Origin of the sequence: Streptomyces sp. CC53 (assembly GCF_001865245.1) — a bacterium.
Lineage (GTDB): Bacteria > Actinomycetota > Actinomycetes > Streptomycetales > Streptomycetaceae > Streptomyces.
In genome coordinates, this window is the sequence record NZ_MKXB01000056.1 from 9,301 (window position 1) to 25,589 (window position 16,289).

At 71.9% G+C, this 16,289-nt stretch carries 14 protein-coding genes and 1 riboswitch; of the genes, 4 read left to right on the forward strand and 10 right to left on the reverse strand.

What is annotated here, in order from left to right; translation table 11 throughout:
- Positions 1-1,423: gamma-aminobutyraldehyde dehydrogenase (locus BJP40_RS05085; RefSeq protein ID WP_071278924.1), on the reverse strand; the 1,423-nt coding region annotated here is incomplete at its 3' end.
- A 264-nt stretch (positions 1,424-1,687) separates the two neighbouring features.
- On the opposite strand from BJP40_RS05085, the gene BJP40_RS05090 reads away from it, so the two are divergent.
- The 4 genes from BJP40_RS05090 (at position 1,688) to BJP40_RS05105 (ending at position 5,817) form a co-directional block, all read left to right on the forward strand.
- Positions 1,688-2,179, forward strand: coding sequence for an Lrp/AsnC family transcriptional regulator (locus BJP40_RS05090; RefSeq protein ID WP_071263661.1), 492 nt, complete (start codon positions 1,688-1,690; stop codon positions 2,177-2,179).
- Positions 2,164-3,543 carry an aspartate aminotransferase family protein gene (locus tag BJP40_RS05095; RefSeq protein ID WP_079170932.1) on the forward strand — a complete coding sequence of 460 codons (1,380 nt, stop codon included), beginning with the start codon at positions 2,164-2,166 and terminating at the stop codon, positions 3,541-3,543. Before BJP40_RS05090 ends, BJP40_RS05095 begins: the two co-directional genes overlap by 16 nt.
- A 238-nt stretch (positions 3,544-3,781) precedes the next feature.
- Positions 3,782-4,591 (forward strand): ABC transporter ATP-binding protein, encoded by an 810-nt coding sequence (locus BJP40_RS05100; RefSeq protein WP_071278926.1) that lies wholly within the window; start codon positions 3,782-3,784, stop codon positions 4,589-4,591.
- Positions 4,573-5,817: a hypothetical protein gene (locus BJP40_RS05105; protein WP_071278929.1), complete on the forward strand. Its 1,245-nt coding sequence runs from the start codon at positions 4,573-4,575 to the stop codon at positions 5,815-5,817. The genes BJP40_RS05100 and BJP40_RS05105 overlap by 19 nt, the downstream gene beginning before the upstream one ends.
- Before the next feature lie 101 nt (positions 5,818-5,918).
- On the opposite strand, the gene BJP40_RS05110 is transcribed toward BJP40_RS05105, so the two are convergent.
- The 9 genes from BJP40_RS05110 to rpsB all read right to left on the reverse strand — a co-directional run bounded on the left by BJP40_RS05110 (position 5,919) and on the right by rpsB (position 15,971).
- Positions 5,919-6,950, reverse strand: a complete 1,032-nt coding sequence (locus tag BJP40_RS05110) for an ABC transporter ATP-binding protein (RefSeq protein WP_071278931.1) — start codon at positions 6,948-6,950, stop codon at positions 5,919-5,921.
- 2 nt (positions 6,951-6,952) lie between these two features.
- Complete coding sequence (locus BJP40_RS05115; RefSeq protein ID WP_071278954.1) at positions 6,953-8,617, reverse strand: iron ABC transporter permease; 1,665 nt, start codon at positions 8,615-8,617, stop codon at positions 6,953-6,955.
- A 38-nt stretch (positions 8,618-8,655) separates the two neighbouring features.
- Entirely contained in the window at positions 8,656-9,762 is a 1,107-nt protein-coding gene (locus tag BJP40_RS05120) for a thiamine ABC transporter substrate binding subunit (protein ID WP_071278932.1), read from the reverse strand.
- A gap of 78 nt (positions 9,763-9,840) precedes the next feature.
- Positions 9,841-9,951, reverse strand: a riboswitch (TPP riboswitch).
- Positions 9,952-9,971: 20 nt separating this feature from the next.
- Positions 9,972-11,078, reverse strand: coding sequence for a 23S rRNA (adenine(2503)-C(2))-methyltransferase RlmN (gene rlmN / locus BJP40_RS05125; RefSeq protein WP_071278934.1), 1,107 nt, complete (start codon positions 11,076-11,078; stop codon positions 9,972-9,974).
- 90 nt (positions 11,079-11,168) lie between these two features.
- A complete protein-coding gene (locus BJP40_RS05130) occupies positions 11,169-12,335 on the reverse strand; it encodes a phosphatidate cytidylyltransferase (protein ID WP_079170933.1) in 1,167 nt (388 codons plus the stop codon).
- The gene (frr, locus tag BJP40_RS05135) at positions 12,335-12,892 is read right to left on the reverse strand and encodes a ribosome recycling factor (protein WP_071263653.1); all 558 of its coding nucleotides are present in this window, start codon (positions 12,890-12,892) and stop codon (positions 12,335-12,337) included. Before frr ends, BJP40_RS05130 begins: the two co-directional genes overlap by 1 nt.
- 130 nt (positions 12,893-13,022) lie before the next feature.
- Positions 13,023-13,787 carry a UMP kinase gene (gene pyrH / locus BJP40_RS05140; RefSeq protein ID WP_071263634.1) on the reverse strand — a complete coding sequence of 255 codons (765 nt, stop codon included), beginning with the start codon at positions 13,785-13,787 and terminating at the stop codon, positions 13,023-13,025.
- A 187-nt stretch (positions 13,788-13,974) separates the two neighbouring features.
- A complete protein-coding gene (gene tsf, locus BJP40_RS05145; RefSeq protein ID WP_071263631.1) occupies positions 13,975-14,811 on the reverse strand; it encodes a translation elongation factor Ts in 837 nt (278 codons plus the stop codon).
- Positions 14,812-15,080: 269 nt separating this feature from the next.
- Complete coding sequence (gene rpsB / locus BJP40_RS05150; protein ID WP_071263628.1) at positions 15,081-15,971, reverse strand: 30S ribosomal protein S2; 891 nt, start codon at positions 15,969-15,971, stop codon at positions 15,081-15,083.
- Positions 15,972-16,289 lie beyond the last annotated feature (318 nt).

Consider the following 16,289-nt stretch of genomic DNA (forward strand, 5'->3'; position numbering starts at 1 on the left):
TCATCACGTGCTTGACGCGCGTGTAGTCCTCGAAGCCGTACGCGGAGAGGTCCTTGCCGTAGCCGGACTTCTTGAAGCCGCCGTGCGGCATCTCGGCGACCAGCGGGATGTGGGTGTTGATCCACACGCAGCCGAAGTCGAGGGCCTTGGACATGCGCATCGCGCGGGCGTGGTCCTTGGTCCACACGGAGGAGGCCAGCGCGTAGTCGACGCCGTTGGCGTAGGCGACGGCCTGCTCCTCGTCGCGGAACGACTGGACGGTGATGACGGGGCCGAAGACCTCGTTCTGGACGATCTCGTCGTCCTGCCGGAGGCCGGAGACGACGGTCGGGGCGTAGAAGTAGCCCTTGTCGCCGACGCGGTGGCCGCCCGCCTCGACCTTGGCGTGCGCGGGGAGGCGGTCGATGAAGCCGCTGACCTGCGCCAGCTGGTTGGCGTTGTTGAGGGGGCCGTACAGCACGTCCTCGTCGTCCGGCTGGCCGGTCCTGGTCTCCGCGGCGGCCTTCGCGAGGGCCGCCACGAAGTCGTCGTGGATCGACTCGTGGACGAGGACGCGGGTGGCGGCGGTGCAGTCCTGGCCGGCGTTGAAGAAGCCGGCGACGGAGATGTCCTCCACGGCCTTGTCGATGTCGACGTCCTCGAAGACGACGACGGGGGCCTTGCCGCCGAGCTCCAGGTGGACGCGCTTGACGTCCTTGGCGGCGGACTCGGCGACCTGCATGCCGGCGCGTACGGAGCCGGTGATGGCGGCCAGGGCGGGGGTGGAGTGCTCGACCATGGCGCGGCCGGTGTCGCGGTCGCCGCAGACGACGTTGAAGACGCCCTTGGGCAGGATCGCGCCCATGATCTCGGCGATCAGTACGGTCGACGCCGGGGTGGTGTCGGACGGCTTGAGCACGACGGTGTTGCCCGCGGCGATGGCCGGGGCGAACTTCCACACCGCCATCATCATCGGGTAGTTCCAGGGGGCGACCTGGGCGCAGACGCCGACCGGCTCGCGCCGGACGATGGAGGTCATGCCGTCCATGTACTCGCCGGCGGCCTTGCCCTCCAGCAGCCGGGCGGCACCGGCGAAGAAGCGGATCTGGTCCACCATCGGCGGGATCTCTTCGCTGCGGGTGAGGCCGATCGGCTTGCCGGTGTTCTCGCACTCGGCGGCGATGAGGTCCTCGGCGCGCTCCTCGAACGCGTCGGCGATCTTCAGCAGGGCCTTCTGGCGCTCGGACGGCGTGGTGTCGCGCCAGGCGGGGAAGGCGGCTGCGGCAGCCTCCATGGCGGCGTCGACGTCCGCCTGCCCGGAGAGCGGAGAGGTGGCGTAGACCTCCCCGGTGGCGGGGTTGACGACGTCGATGGTCCGTCCGTCGGCGGCGTCCCGGAACTCGCCGTTGATGTAGTTGCGCAGACGACGCAGCTCGGTGGTCACGTGGCCACCCCTCCTAGTCGATCTCGGTGTCGTGGTCGCCGGCGTCCGGTATCGCGGACGGCGTGTCCGGATATCCGGACCCCGTTGTCCGGTGGTCCCGCCGGTCCGTCCGGTGGGTGAGACACCCAGCCTAGTCGCTGGCACCACGCTTTCGACAGCCCCGACCCCCTACAACTTCGGATTCAGTGAGATCGCGAGGCTTTCACAACGAATTTCATCACTCCGGGGTTGCCAGACCGACGAGACTCGGTGCACAGTGAAGACGTGGCCAGTCGAAGTGCAGACCCCAGGACCGGCAACGGATCGTCCCCCGCGGTCGACGCCGTGTCCCTGGCGATCATCGAACAGCTCCAGGAGGACGGACGCCGTCCCTACGCCGCCATCGGCAAGGCCGTCGGCCTGTCCGAGGCGGCCGTGCGGCAGCGCGTCCAGAAACTCCTCGACCAGGGCGTGATGCAGATCGTCGCCGTCACCGACCCGCTCACCGTGGGCTTCCGGCGGCAGGCGATGCTCGGCGTCAACGTCGAGGGCGACGTGGACCCGGTCGCGGACGCGCTGGCGGCCATGCCCGAGTGCGAGTACGTGGTGCTGACCGCGGGCTCGTTCGACCTCATCGTGGAAGTCGTCTGCGAGGACGACGACCACCTGCTGGACGTCATCAACAAGCGCATCCGCACCCTCCCCGGCGTGCGCTCCACCGAGAGCTTCGTCTACCTCAAGCTCAAGAAGCAGACCTACATGTGGGGAACCCGATAGCCGTGAGCAGCGACCTGTCAAAGACCGCCTACGACCACCTGTGGATGCACTTCACCCGCATGTCGTCGTACGAGAACAACCCCGTCCCGACCATCGTCCGCGGTGAGGGCACCTACATCTACGACGACAAGGGCAAGCGCTACCTCGACGGCCTGGCCGGCCTGTTCGTGGTGCAGGCGGGCCACGGCCGGCACGAGCTGGCCGAGACCGCCTACAAGCAGGCGCAGGAGCTCGCGTTCTTCCCCGTGTGGTCGTACGCGCACCCGAAGGCCGTCGAACTGGCGGAGCGGATCGCGCACCACGCGCCGGGCGACCTGAACAAGGTGTTCTTCACGACGGGCGGCGGCGAGGCCGTCGAGACCGCGTGGAAGCTCGCCAAGCAGTACTTCAAGCTGGTCGGCAAGCCGACCAAGCACAAGGTCATCTCGCGGGCCGTCGCCTACCACGGCACCCCGCAGGGCGCGCTGTCCATCACCGGCCTGCCGGGGCTGAAGGCCCCCTTCGAGCCGCTGGTGCCGGGCGCGCACAAGGTGCCCAACACGAACATCTACCGCGCCCCGATCTTCGGTGACGACCCGGAGGCGTTCGGCCGCTGGGCCGCCGACCAGATCGAGCAGCAGATCCTCTTCGAGGGCCCGGACACGGTCGCCGCGGTCTTCCTGGAGCCGGTGCAGAACGCCGGTGGCTGCTTCCCGCCGCCGCCCGGGTACTTCCAGCGGGTCCGCGAGATCTGCGACCAGTACGACGTGCTGCTCGTCTCCGACGAGGTCATCTGCGCCTTCGGCCGCCTCGGCACCATGTTCGCGTGCGACAAGTTCGGCTACGTGCCGGACATGATCACCTGCGCGAAGGGCATGACGTCCGGGTACTCCCCGATCGGCGCGTGCATCGTCTCCGACCGCCTGGCCGAGCCGTTCTACAAGGGCGACAACACCTTCCTGCACGGCTACACCTTCGGCGGACACCCGGTCTCCGCGGCCGTGGGCCTCGCCAACCTCGACATCTTCGAGCGCGAGAACCTCAACCAGCACGTGCTCGACAACGAGGGCGCGTTCCGCGCGACCCTGGAGAAGCTGCACGACCTGCCGATCGTCGGCGACGTCCGCGGCAACGGCTACTTCTACGGCATCGAGCTCGTCAAGGACAAGGCCACCAAGGAGTCCTTCAACGAGGAGGAGACCGAGCGCGTCCTGTACGGGTTCCTCTCCAAGGCGCTGTTCGACAACGGCCTGTACTGCCGCGCCGACGACCGCGGCGACCCGGTCGTCCAGCTGGCGCCGCCGCTGATCTCCGACCAGTCGACGTTCGACGAGATCGAGCAGATCCTGCGCGCCACCCTCACGGAGGCGTGGACGAAGCTCTGAGCCCTCCCCGCCGGGCGGCGGACCTCCGGCCCGGCCTCCCCTCACCGGCCGGCCCGGCAGCCGTCCGCCGACGGCGGCCGCGGCCCGGACGCATCCGAACGGGTGCATCCGGGCCGCGGCCGTTTCCTGTTGCCGCACCACCGCGTTGGGGCCCGACGAGCAACGTGTTATGTTCCGACCGGTTCGGGGGATTAGGGGGGACATGGAAGGCTCTGACCCGATCTGAGGTGTTTCGACCATGGTGGCCCCGCCGGACAACGACGTACTGTGGGCGCGTTCGCTGCACCACACCCACAACGGCTCACCCGCACTCGGCGGCGTCTCCCTCGGCGTCCGCGAAGGTGAGATCCTCGCCGTGCACGGCCCGCGCGGCAGCGGCAAGACCACCCTCCTGCGCTGCCTGTCCGGCCAACTGCTCCCGCAGGACGGGGAGGTGTGGTTCAACAGCACCCCCGTCCACACCATGAGCGCCCGCCTGCGCGAGCGGCTGCGGCGCGACCGGTTCGGCTGGGTCGGCCCCGAACCCGCCCTCCTGCCGGAGCTGACCGCCTGGGAGAACGCCGCCCTGCCGCTGCTGCTGCGCGGCTGCTCCCACCGCACCGCCAAGGCCGCCGCCGTCGAATGGCTGGAACGGCTCGACACCGGCCCGTGCGCGACCCGCCGCCCCCACGCCCTGCTGCAGTCGCAGCGCCAGCGCGTCGCCGTGGCCCGCGCCCTGGTGGGCGGCCCGGCCGTGCTCTTCGCGGACGAGCCCACGGCGTGCCTGCACCAGGAGGACCGCCGACACCTGCTGCGGACCCTCACCGCCGCGGCCCGCTCCCACCGCATCACGGTCGTCCTCGCCACTCACGACGACGACGTGGCCGCGCTCGCCGACCGCACGGTCAGCCTGGTCGACGGGCGCCGCACGGGCTCCGTCCAGCTCGCCGGGCTCCACGACCCCGGCCGTCCCGACGCTTCCGCCGGCGACACCGAACCCGACGGCCCCGCAAGCGCGGTGGGGCTCGACGGAGCGGAGGGGCGCGACGCGTGCTCGCTCTCCGTCTAGCCCGCGCCACCCACCCGCTGGTCCTGCTCAGGCGACTGCTCGTCGCCGCCGCCTCCGCGGGCGTGGGCTTCCTGCTGCTGTGCACCCTCGCGTACGCCGTGGCACACCCCGACCGGTCCGCCGGCTCCGTGCTGCGGCTGGCCTGGTGCGCCCTGCCGCTGGCCGCCACGGTCCACCTGGCGGTCGCGGTCGCCCGTACGGACCCGAGCACCCGGCCCCGGCCCGGGCTGTCCTCCGTGGGGCTCGGCCCCGGCCGGCTCGCCGCGATCGCCGCGGCGTCCACCGCCGTCTCCTGCACCCTCGGCTCGGCCCTGGCGCTGCTGTTCTTCCTGCACCTGCGGGGCGACCTCACGGGCCTGCCGTTCGACCGGGCGGCGGCCGACCTGCTGGCCGCGGGCCGGCCGCTGCCGCTGCCGGCCGCGCTCACCCTGCTGGCCGTGACGCCCGTGGCGGCATCCGCGGCGGCCGCGCTCACGCTGCGACCGCGGCCACCGGGCCGCCGCCGCGTGCTCACCGGCACCCCCACGGACGGCAACGGCGGCAGGCACCGCCAAGACCGGGTCGTCGACGGCGACCTCGGCGCCGAGGAAGCCCGCGACCCCTTCGACCCGGCACCCGCACCGACCGGCCTGCCCTGGGGCACCGCCCTCGTCGCCATCGGACTGGCCGTCGAGGTCTACAGCACGCGCGGCGGGGACAGCCCCCGGCTGCCGCTGCCCGGCGGGGTGCCCGGAATCACGATGGGCGTCCTCGCCGGCTGGGTGCTCACCGCCGTGGGCCTCGCCGTCGCCGGCCCGGGCCTCGCCCACCTGTGCGGCCGGGTCGTCCAGGCGTACCACCCCGGCGCCACCAGGCTCCTCGCGGGCCGCGCCCTCATGGACGAGGCCCACCGCGTCGGCCGTCCCCTCGGCCTGCTCAGCGCGGTCGTGGCGGCGGGCATCACGGCGGCCGAGCTGTACGGCCGGGCCGCCGGCGCCCGCCCCTTCGGTCCCCTCGCCGGCCTGGGCGCCGCACTCGTCCTCGCCTGCGCGGCGGCCACCGTCCTCACGGCCGCCCTGGAGACCCGCCAGGTCCGGGCGGGCTCGACGGCGGCCCTGATCCGCCTCGGTGCACCCGCGACCCTCCTGCGCTCCGCCGCACTGCTGAGGGCCGCGGTGCTCCTGGCCGTCTTCGCGCCCGTCACCTGGGCCGTGGCGACGCTCACGGCTCTGCCGCTCGCCTCCTGACGGCCTCCGCCGGTGGCCCCGGCGGCGGCCCCCGCTCCCCCGCCGCCGGGACCGCCGGGCGACGGACGACCCCTCCCCGCGGGGGCGCCCGGAGGGCCCTGTCAGTCCGCCGCGAGGGCGACGACCTCGTCCCGGTCGAAGGTCACGCCCACCACCGCGCCCTCGTCCGGCGCGTCCCGCAGCGCGCACTCCGCCTCCAGCGGCGGAGCCCCGGCCCGGCCGTCCGCGCGGAGCCGTACCGCCACGCGGTGGCCGCGGAACGTACGGGCCTCGACCGTGCAGCGCAGCCCCTCGCCGGGGTCGCCGATGCGCACCCCGCCGGGCCGCACCAGCAGCCGTGCCGCGCCCTGCGGGGTGCCGGCCGGCACCGGCACCCTGCCCCACGGCGTCTCGGCGGCCCCGCCCCCGACCGTGCCCTCCAGCACGTTGTCGAAGCCGAGGAACCGCGCCACGAACGGGGACGCCGGCCGCTGCCACACCTCCCGGGGCGTGCCCACCTGCGCCACCCGCCCGTCACGCATCACCACGACCCGGTCGGCCAGCGCGAACGCCTCGCCCTGGTCGTGCGTCACCGCCAGCACCGTGGTGCCGAGCCGTCCGAACAGCGCCCGCAGCTCGGTGACGAGCCGCTCCCGCAGACCCCGGTCGAGCTGCCCCAGCGGCTCGTCCAGCATCAGCAGCCGCGGGCTGGGGGCGAGCGCCCTGGCCAGCGCCACGCGCTGCTGCTCCCCACCGGACAGCGCGGCCACCGCCCGCCGTTCGGCGCCGGGCAGGCCGACGAGCTCCAGCAGTTCCGCGACGCGCGCGGCCCGCTCCGCGCGGGCGGTGCCCCGCATCCGCAGGCCGAAGCCGACGTTCCCGCCGACGTCCCGCTGCGGGAACAGCTGGTGGTCCTGGAACATCAGCCCCACGCCCCGCCGGTGCACGGGCACCCCCGCCTGGTCGGCGCCGGCCAGCAGCACCCGCCCCGCGTCCGCCGGCTGGAGGCCCGCGACGACCCGCAGCAGCGTCGACTTGCCGCTGCCGCTCGGCCCGAGGACGCACACGATCTCGTGCTCGGCGACCGCCAGGTCCACCGCGTCCAGCGCCGTCCGCGCCCCGAAGCGCACCGTCACACCGTCGAGCCGAAGCATCGTCAGAACTCCCCCGTGCGGTCCGTGCGGACGCGTTCGAGCAGCAGCAGCGCCACCGCGCACACCACCATCAGGATCGTGGACAGGGCCATCGCCTGCCCGTAGTTCAGCTCCCCCGGCCGCCCCAGCAGCCGGGCGACGGCCACCGGCAGGGTCGGCGCGTCGGCGCGGGCGATGAACACGGTCGCGCCGAACTCGCCCAGCGACACCGCGAACGCGAAACCGGCGGCGACCAGCACGGCACGCCGGACCATCGGCAGGTCCACCTCGCGCCAGACCCGCAGCGGCGACGCACCGAGCACGGCGGCGGCCTCCCGCAGCCGCTCGTCCACCGCCCGCAGCACCGGCAGCATCGTCCGCACGACGAACGGCACCCCGACGAGGGCCTGCGCGAGCGGCACCAGGATCCACTGCTGGCGCAGGTCGAGCGGCGGCTCGTCCAGCGCGATGAGGAACCCGAAGCCCACGGTCACGGCGGACACCCCGAGCGGCAGCATCAGCAGCGCGTCGAATCCCCTCAGCAGCCGCCCCGCCCCGGAGGCCCCCGCCCGCCCGTCCGCGCCGGGCCGGGATCGGGGCGTGAGCGCGGCCGCGGCGAGCCCCCCGACGACCACGGCGATGGCGGTGGCAGCCAGGGCGTACCGCAGCGAGTTCCCCACGGCCTCCAGCGGCGGCACGACGAACGTGCCCCCGCCGGCCTCCGCGGACGCCAGCGCCCGGTAGTAGCCGAGGCCGCCCGACGCGTCGAAGGAGCGGGCCACGAGCACCCCGAGGGGCAGCAGGAGCAGCACCGCGACGGACGTGAGGACACCGCCGAGCAGCGCCCACTGCCCGGCGCCGCGCGGCCGGCGGGCCGTGCGGGCCGGGTCGACCAGCCGCAGGGACGCCTCCCGGCGCCGCACCGTCCAGGCGTGCACCGCGAGGATCCCGCCGACCGCCGCGAACTGCACCAGGGTCAGCACAGCCGCGGTGGGCAGGTCGAGGAGCTGCGCCGTCTGCCGGTAGATCTCCGCTTCCAGCGTCCGGTAGGCGGGCCCGCCGAGGATCACGACCACGCCGAACGACGTGTACGTGAAGAGGAACACCATCAGCGCGGCAGCGGCGACCGCGGGGCCGAGCGCCGGCAGCGTGATCCGCCGCCAGGCCGCGAACCGGGAGGCGCCCAGCACCCGCGCGGCCTCCTCCTGGCGCGGGTCGAGCTGCGCCCACAGCCCGCCGACGGTGCGGACGACCACCGCGTAGTTGAAGAAGACGTGCGCGAGGAGGATCGCCCACACGGTGGTGTCGAGGCGGACGCCCAACAGGTCGTCGAGCAGTCCGCCGCGTCCGACGAGGGCGAGGAACGCGGTGCCGACGACGACGGTCGGCAGCACGAACGGCACGGTGACGACGGCCCGCAGCAGCCGCCTGCCGGGGAACTCGTAGCGGGCGAACACGTACGCGCCGGGGAGCGCCACGAGCAGGGTGAGCGCCGTGGAGGCGAGGGCCTGCCAGGTGGTGAACCACAGCACGTCGAGGATGTCGGCCCGGCCCAGCACCTCGCCGAGCCGGGCCGGCTGCCAGCCGCCGTCCTCCGTGCGCAGCCCCCGGCCGACGATCGCGGCGACCGGGTACGCGAAGAAGACGGCGAAGAAGGCCGCGGGCGCCAGGACGAGGGCGCCGCGCAGGGCGCGGCCCCCGGACCGGGCCCCGCGGCCACCGGCGGCTACTTCAGGACGAGCGAGGACCACGACTGGATCCACTGGTCACGGTTCGCGGCGATCTTCCCGGGCGCCAGGGTCAGCGGCTCGTCGATCACCACCCCGTGCTCGGTGAACAGCTCCGGCAGCTGCGCGTCCTCGGCGACGGGGTGTACGAACATGTTCAGCGGCATGTCCTCCTGGAACTCCTTGCCGATCAGGAAGTCGATGAGGGCCTTGCCCCCGTCGGGGTTCCCGGCGCCCTTGAGGAGGCCGGCGAACTCGATCTGGCGGAAGCAGGTGCCGGTGGACACGCCCGTGGGGGCCTCGGCCGGCTGCGGGTCGCTGTAGAGGACCTCGGCGGGCGGGCTGGACGCGTACGACACGACGAGCGGCCGTTCGGCCTTCGCCTGCTTCCCGCCGGAGGAGCCGGAGAACTCCTGGTTGTAGGCGATCTCCCAGCTGTCGACGACCTTGACGCCGTTGTCCTTGAGCTTCTTCCAGTAGCCCTGCCAGCCGCCGTCCGCGTCGCCGTACGCGGCGACCGTACCCAGCAGGAACCCGAGGCCCGGGGAGGACCGCTCGGGGTTCTCCACGACCAGCAGGTCCTTGTAGGCGGGCTTGGCGAGGTCGTCGAGAGTCTGCGGCGGAGCGAGCTTCTTGTCCGCGAAGTACTTCTTGTCGTAGTTCACGCAGATGTCGCCGTAGTCGACGGGGGTGACGCGGTGCTTGTCCGCGTCGAGCCGGACGCCGGGGCGGACCCGGTCCAGGCCCTTGGCCTCGTACGGCTCGAACACGTCGTTGTCGAGGGCCCGGGACAGCAGGGTGTTGTCGACGCCGAAGAACACGTCGCCCTGCGGGGCGCCCTTGGTGAGGACGGCCTTGTTGACGGCCTCCCCGGCGTCGCCGCTCTTGAGGACCTCGACGGTGTACCCGGTCCTGGCGGTGAACTGCTTGAGGACCTCGTCGGAGGCCGTGAAGGAGTCGTGGGCGACGAGCGTGACGGTCTTCGCTCCGGCGTCCTTGCCGCCCTGGTCGGCTCCGTCACCGGATCCGCCGCCGCAGGCGGTGAGGGTGGTGACGCCCACGGCCACGGCGACGACGCCCGCGGCGAACTTGCTGGTGGTGCTCACTGGTCATTCCTCCTGGTGGGTGCCAGGAAGAGACGCGGCCCTGCCCGCTGCCGGACGGCGGCGGGCAGGGCGCAACAGCTCGAGTAACGACCGATCTCCCTACCCAGAATGACCTGGGCCAGGTTCGGAGGGTCTGCGGTCTGACGGTCACCGCACTCTCAGCGCTGTGGCGCTCCCCTGTCGGAATATACGTTTGTCCGGCGGACAGGTTACCGCTCGGAGGCGGCGAGCTGTCCGCAGGCCCCGTCGATCTCCTGACCGCGGGTGTCGCGGACGGTGACGGGCACGCCGTGGGCGGCGATGGCCTCGATGAACGCCTTCTCGTCCTCGGGGCGGGACGCCGTCCACTTGGAGCCCGGGGTCGGGTTGAGCGGGATCAGGTTGACGTGGACCCGCTTGCCCTTGAGGAGCCGGCCGAGCAGGTCGCCGCGCCACGCCTGGTCGTTGATGTCGCGGATCAGCGCGTACTCGATGGAGACGCGGCGGCCCGACCTCTCGGCGTACTCCCAGGCCGCGTCGAGGACCTCGCGGACCTTCCAGCGGGTGTTGACCGGCACCAGGGTGTCGCGCAGCTCGTCGTCGGGGGCGTGCAGGGACACGGCGAGGCGGCACTTGAAGCCCTCGTCGGCGAACCGCAGCATCGCCGGGACGAGGCCGACCGTGGAGACGGTGATGCCTCGCTGCGACAGGCCGAGGCCGTCCGGCTCCGGGTCGGTGAGGCGGCGGATCGCGCCGACGACCCGGTTGTAGTTGGCGAGGGGCTCGCCCATGCCCATGAACACGATGTTCGACAGCCGGGCGGGGCCGCCGGGGACCTCTCCGTCGCGCAGGGCGCGCATGCCGTCGACGATCTGGTGCACGATCTCGGCCGTCGACAGGTTCCGGTCGAGACCGGCCTGCCCGGTGGCGCAGAACGGGCAGTTCATGCCGCAGCCGGCCTGCGACGAGATGCACATGGTGACGCGGTCGGGGTAGCGCATGAGCACCGACTCGACGAGCGTGCCGTCGTGCAGCCGCCACAGGGTCTTGCGGGTGGTGTCGTCGTCGCAGGAGATGTGCCGGACGACGGTCATCAGGTCCGGCAGCAGCTCGCGGGCGAGCCGGTCGCGGGCGGCGGCGGGGATGTCGGTCCACTCGGCGGGGTCGTGGGCGTACCTCGCGAAGTAGTGCTGGGACAGCTGCTTCGCGCGGAACGGCTTCTCACCGATCGCGGCGACGGCCTCCTTGCGCTCGGCGGGCGTGAGGTCGGCGAGGTGCCGCGGCGGCTTCTTGGCTCCGCGGGGGGCGACGAAAGTCAGTTCTCCGGGCTTGGGCATGGTGCTACCAGTGTCGCAGAGATGCGGCGAAGGGCCCGCCGCCCTGTGGACGACAGGCCCTCACCGGGGAAAACGCAGGTCGCGGGGGTGTCACCCGCCGCCGACGAACAGCACCAGCAGCAGCCACACCACCGGCGCCGTCGGCAGCAGCGAGTCGAGCCGGTCCATGATGCCGCCGTGACCGGGCAGCAGCGTGCCCATGTCCTTGATGCCGAGGTCGCGCTTGATCATCGACTCGCCGAGGTCGCCGAGCGTGGCGCTGACCGCCACGGCGAGCCCCAGCGCGAGCCCCTGCCACCAGGAGCCGCCCTCGATGAGGAACTCCATGCACAGGGCGCCGGCCGCCATCGCGAACGCCACCGCCCCGAGCAGGCCCTCACGGGTCTTGCCGGGGCTGATGCGCGGGGCGAGCTTGTGCGTCCCGAAGCGCCAGCCGACGGCGTACGCGCCGGTGTCGCTGACGATGGTGAGCACCAGGAACGTGAGCACCCGCCACGACCCGTCCTCCGCCGCCAGCAGCAGCGCCACGAACGTCGCGAGGAACGGCACGTAGAACGCGGCGAACACGCCCGCGGTGACGTCCCGCAGGTAGTCCTCCGGCGGCTCGGCCATCCGCCACACGAGGACGGCGAGCGCGGTGAGCGCCATGGCGACCCACGCGCCCTCGGCCCCCCGCACGTAGCCGGCGACGACCATCGCGGCGCCACCGACGGCGAGCGGCACGAGGGGCGCCTTGACGCCCTTGCGCTCCTGCAGCCGGGAGGTGAGCTCCCACAGGCCGACGACGACGGCGACGACGATCACGCCGACGAACACGGCCTTCACGACGAACAGCGAGGCGATGATGACGGCGCCGAGTCCGACACCGACCCCTATCGCGGCCCGCAGGTCCCGTCCGGCCTGCTTCTTCTCCCTCTGCTGCTTCCTCGGCGATCCCGCCGACCGGGGCTGCGGCGTCGAGGGCTGTGGTTCCGAGGGCGGCATGGGCTCCTGCGGCATCTCGTCACGGAACGGGGGACCGCTCAGCCGAGCGGTCCCCCGTTCGCTGTCGTCCTGGCTCCCTGCGCCGATCGCGGCCGGCACGCCGGCCAAGCCGCCTACGGGCGCGGGAACATCGGGCACGATGGGCATGGGCCGAGTCTGCTGCGCGACCCGCTCATCGTAGGCGGGACCCGCCGGGGCGGCAGGACCGAACCCCTGGTCGGGCGGACCCCCGTGTCCGCCTCGCGGCGGGGCCCCCCAGGAAGCGTCGTTCATCAGACCTCAAGCAGCTCGGCTTCCTTGTGCTTGAGCAGCTCGTCCACCTGCGCGACGTACTTCGCGGTGGTGTCGTCGAGCTCCTTCTCCGCGCGGCGGCCCTCGTCCTCGCCGACCTCGCCGTCCTTCACGAACTTGTCGATGGCGTCCTTCGCCTTGCGGCGCACGGAGCGGATCGACACCTTCGCGTCCTCGCCCTTGCCCTTGGCGACCTTGATGTACTCGCGGCGGCGCTCCTCGGTGAGCTCGGGGAAGACCACCCGGATGATGCTGCCGTCATTGGTCGGATTGACGCCCAGGTCCGAGTCGCGGATGGCCTGCTCGATGTTGCGCAGCGCCGACTTGTCGAACGGGGTCACCACGGCCATGCGCGGCTCCGGCACCGAGAAGGAGGCCAGCTGGTTGATCGGTGTGAGCGCCCCGTAGTAGTCGGCCACGATCTTGTTGAACATGGCCGGGTGCGCCCGGCCCGTGCGGATCGCGGCGAAGTCCTCCTTCGCGACCAGGACGGCCTTCTCCATCTTCTCCTCGGCTTCGAGGAGGGTCTCTTCGATCACCACTTGCTCCTGCGTGTCGTGTGGTCAGTCCCGGCGTGCTCGGCGGCCGCGGAACCTGCGTCGCGTCTGGTACCCCTGCACGGTGTCCGACCGTCAGGGCTTTGTCCATCCCCGGACGGGGCGACCCGGATCAGTGCCGGGTGCCCTGGTCGCTCACCAGGGTGCCGATCTTCTCACCCTTCACGGCGCGCGCGATGTTACCGGCCGTGAGCAGCTCGAAGACGAGGATCGGCAGCTTGTTGTCGCGGCAGAGGGTGACGGCGGTGGCGTCGGCGACCTTCAGGTCGCGGGCGATCACCTCGCCGTACTCCAGCGCGTCGAACTTCACCGCGTCGGGGTTGGCCTTGGGGTCGGAGTCATAGACCCCGTCGACCCCGTTCTTGCCCATGAGGAGGGCTTCGGCGTCGATCTCCAGCGCACGCTGGGCAGCCGTGGTGTCGGTGGAGAAGTAGGGCATGCCCATGCCCGCGCCGAAGATGACGACGCGGCCCTTCTCCAGGTGGCGCACGGCGCGCAGCGGGATGTACGGCTCCGCGACCTGCCCCATCGTGATGGCGGTCTGGACGCGGGACTGGATGCCCTCCTTCTCCAGGAAGTCCTGGAGGGCGAGGCAGTTCATGACGGTGCCGAGCATGCCCATGTAGTCGGAGCGCGCCCGGTCCATGCCGCGCTGCTGGAGCTCGGCGCCGCGGAAGAAGTTGCCGCCGCCGATCACGATGGCGATCTGCGCCCCGTCGCGGACCACCGCGGCGATCTCCCGCGCGATGGCGTGCACGACGTCGGGGTCGACGCCGAGGCCACCGCCGCCGGCGAAGGCCTCGCCGGACAGCTTCAGCAGGAAGCGGCCGGTCTTTTTGCCGGTGTTGTCGTCGCCCTGTGCGGCGCCCTGGTTCATTGGAGATCTCCTCGTGCACATACGAAGAAGGCCATTGCCGGGGGTGTTGGTGTTCCCTTGCGGCAATGGCCTCCTCGTCAGATCTGCGGTCGCCCGGCGCGAGCGCCGACGACTGCTTCCGACCCTACCGGGGTCCGGTGTCCGTGGCGTACGGACGTGAGTCCCGTGAGTTGCTCACGGACTGGACTCAGATGCCGACCTTGATGCGGCTGAAGCGCTTCAGGGTGACACCGGCCTCGTCCAGGATCTGCTGGACGGACTTCTTGTTGTCGAGCGCGTACGGCTGGCCGAGCAGCGTCGCGTCCTTGAAGAAGCCGTTCAGGCGGCCCTCGACGATCTTCGGCAGCGCGGCCTCGGGCTTGCCCTCGGCGCGGGTGGTCTCCTCGGCGACGCGGCGCTCGGCCTCGACGACCTCGGCCGGGACGTCCTCCTTGGAGAGGTACTTCGGCGCGAAGGCGGCGATGTGCTGGGCGACGCCCTTGGCGAGCTCGGCGTTCTCCTTGTCCAGCTCCACGAGGACACCGATCTGCGGCGGCAGGTCCGGCATCGTGCGGTGCATGTACGCGGCGACGTAGCCGCCGGAGAACTGCGCGAAGCGGTCCAGGACGATCTTCTCGCCCAGGTTGGCGTTGGCCTCGTCGACGTACGCCTGGACGGTCTTGCCGGCCTCGATCTCGGAGGCGAGCAGCGCCTCGATGTCGGCCGGGTTCGTCTTGGCGACGTGGGCGGCGAGGGCCTCGGCGACGGACTGGAACTTCTCACCCTTGGCGACGAAGTCCGTCTCGCACTTCAGCTCCAGGATGACGCCGGAGGTGTTGTCGTCGGCGATCAGGGAGACGATGGCACCGTTCTCGGCGGAGCGGCCCTCGCGCTTGGCGACGCCCTTCTGGCCCTTGATGCGCAGCGCCTCGACGGCCTTGTCGACGTTGCCGTCGGCCTCGTCCAGGGCCTTCTTGCAGTCCATCATGCCCGCGCCGGTGAGCTCGCGGAGCTTCTTGACGTCAGCGGCGGTGTAGTTCGCCATGATCTGTGAATCTCTCTCGAAGTCTGGAAGATCTACGAAGATCTGGGGGTGGACGGCGGACGCTCGTGGCGCCCGCCGTCGACGACCGAACCGATCCCTACCGGACCCGGCCGAACGGCTCGGAACGAACCGCCGAACGGCCGGGGTCGGGCCGCGGGGACCCGGCGGGAAGGATCAACCGACCGGGACGAACCGGCCGGAACGACCGAACCGGCCCGACCCGCGGGCCCGGACCGGTAGGCCCGGACCCGCCGGTCCGGGCCACTGGGTCAGGCCTGCTCGCCCTCGGCGGCCGGAGCCTCGGCGGCCGGGGCCTCGACAGCCGGAGCCTCGGCGGCAGCGGCCTCGGCCGGCTTCTCGGCCTCGTCGGCGTCCGCCTTCTTCTCACCCTCGAGCAGGTCGCGCTCCCACTCGGCGAGCGGCTCACCGGCGGCCTTGTCACCCGGCTTGCTGTCACCGGTGGCGGCACCGGAACGGGCGATGAGGCCCTCGGCGACCGCGTCGGCGATCACACGGGTGAGCAGGGTGACGGAGCGGATCGCGTCGTCGTTGCCCGGGATCTTGTAGTCGACCTCGTCCGGGTCGCAGTTGGTGTCCAGGATCGCGACGACCGGGATGTTCAGCTTGCGAGCCTCGCCGACGGCGATGTGCTCCTTCTTCGTGTCGACGATCCAGACGGCGCTCGGCACCTTCTGCATGTCGCGGATACCACCGAGGGTCTTCTCCAGCTTGGCCTTCTCACGCGAGAGGACCAGGAGCTCCTTCTTGGTGAGGCCGGACGCTGCCACATCCTCGAAGTCGATCGCCTCAAGCTCCTTCAGACGCTGCAGGCGCTTGTAGACGGTGGAGAAGTTGGTGAGCATGCCGCCCAGCCAACGCTGGTTGACGTAGGGCATGCCGACGCGGGTGGCCTGCTCCGCGATGGCCTCCTGCGCCTGCTTCTTGGTGCCGACGAACATGATGGAGCCGCCGTGGGCGACGGTCTCCTTGACGAACTCGTAGGCGCGGTCGATGTACGACAGCGACTGGAGCAGGTCGATGATGTAGATGCCGTTGCGCTCGGTGAAGATGAAGCGCTTCATCTTCGGGTTCCAGCGACGGGTCTGGTGACCGAAGTGGACGCCGCTTTCCAGCAGCTCCCGCATCGTGACGACGGCCATGGCCGTATCTCCTCGTGTGTTCTCGGTTGCATCCTGACGCCCCGACGCGCCGCGCCCCCGCAGGGGACCGACGGGCGCTGCCACTGCCGAAACCGGCCGGCGGCGGGGCGTGCGAAGTCGACCCGGTGACCCGGGCCGCCAGCAGAAGTGTACGGGACCCCGACACCAGCAGGTGACGGCGCTGTCCACAACCGGCCGCCCGTCCACAGCCCCCGACCATGATCAGCGAACTCCGGCCCCGCTCCGGCACAGTTCCCCCATGAACCGCACCCTCCTGGCCCCGCCTCTGCTCCTCCTCACCCTCACCGCCGCCACTCC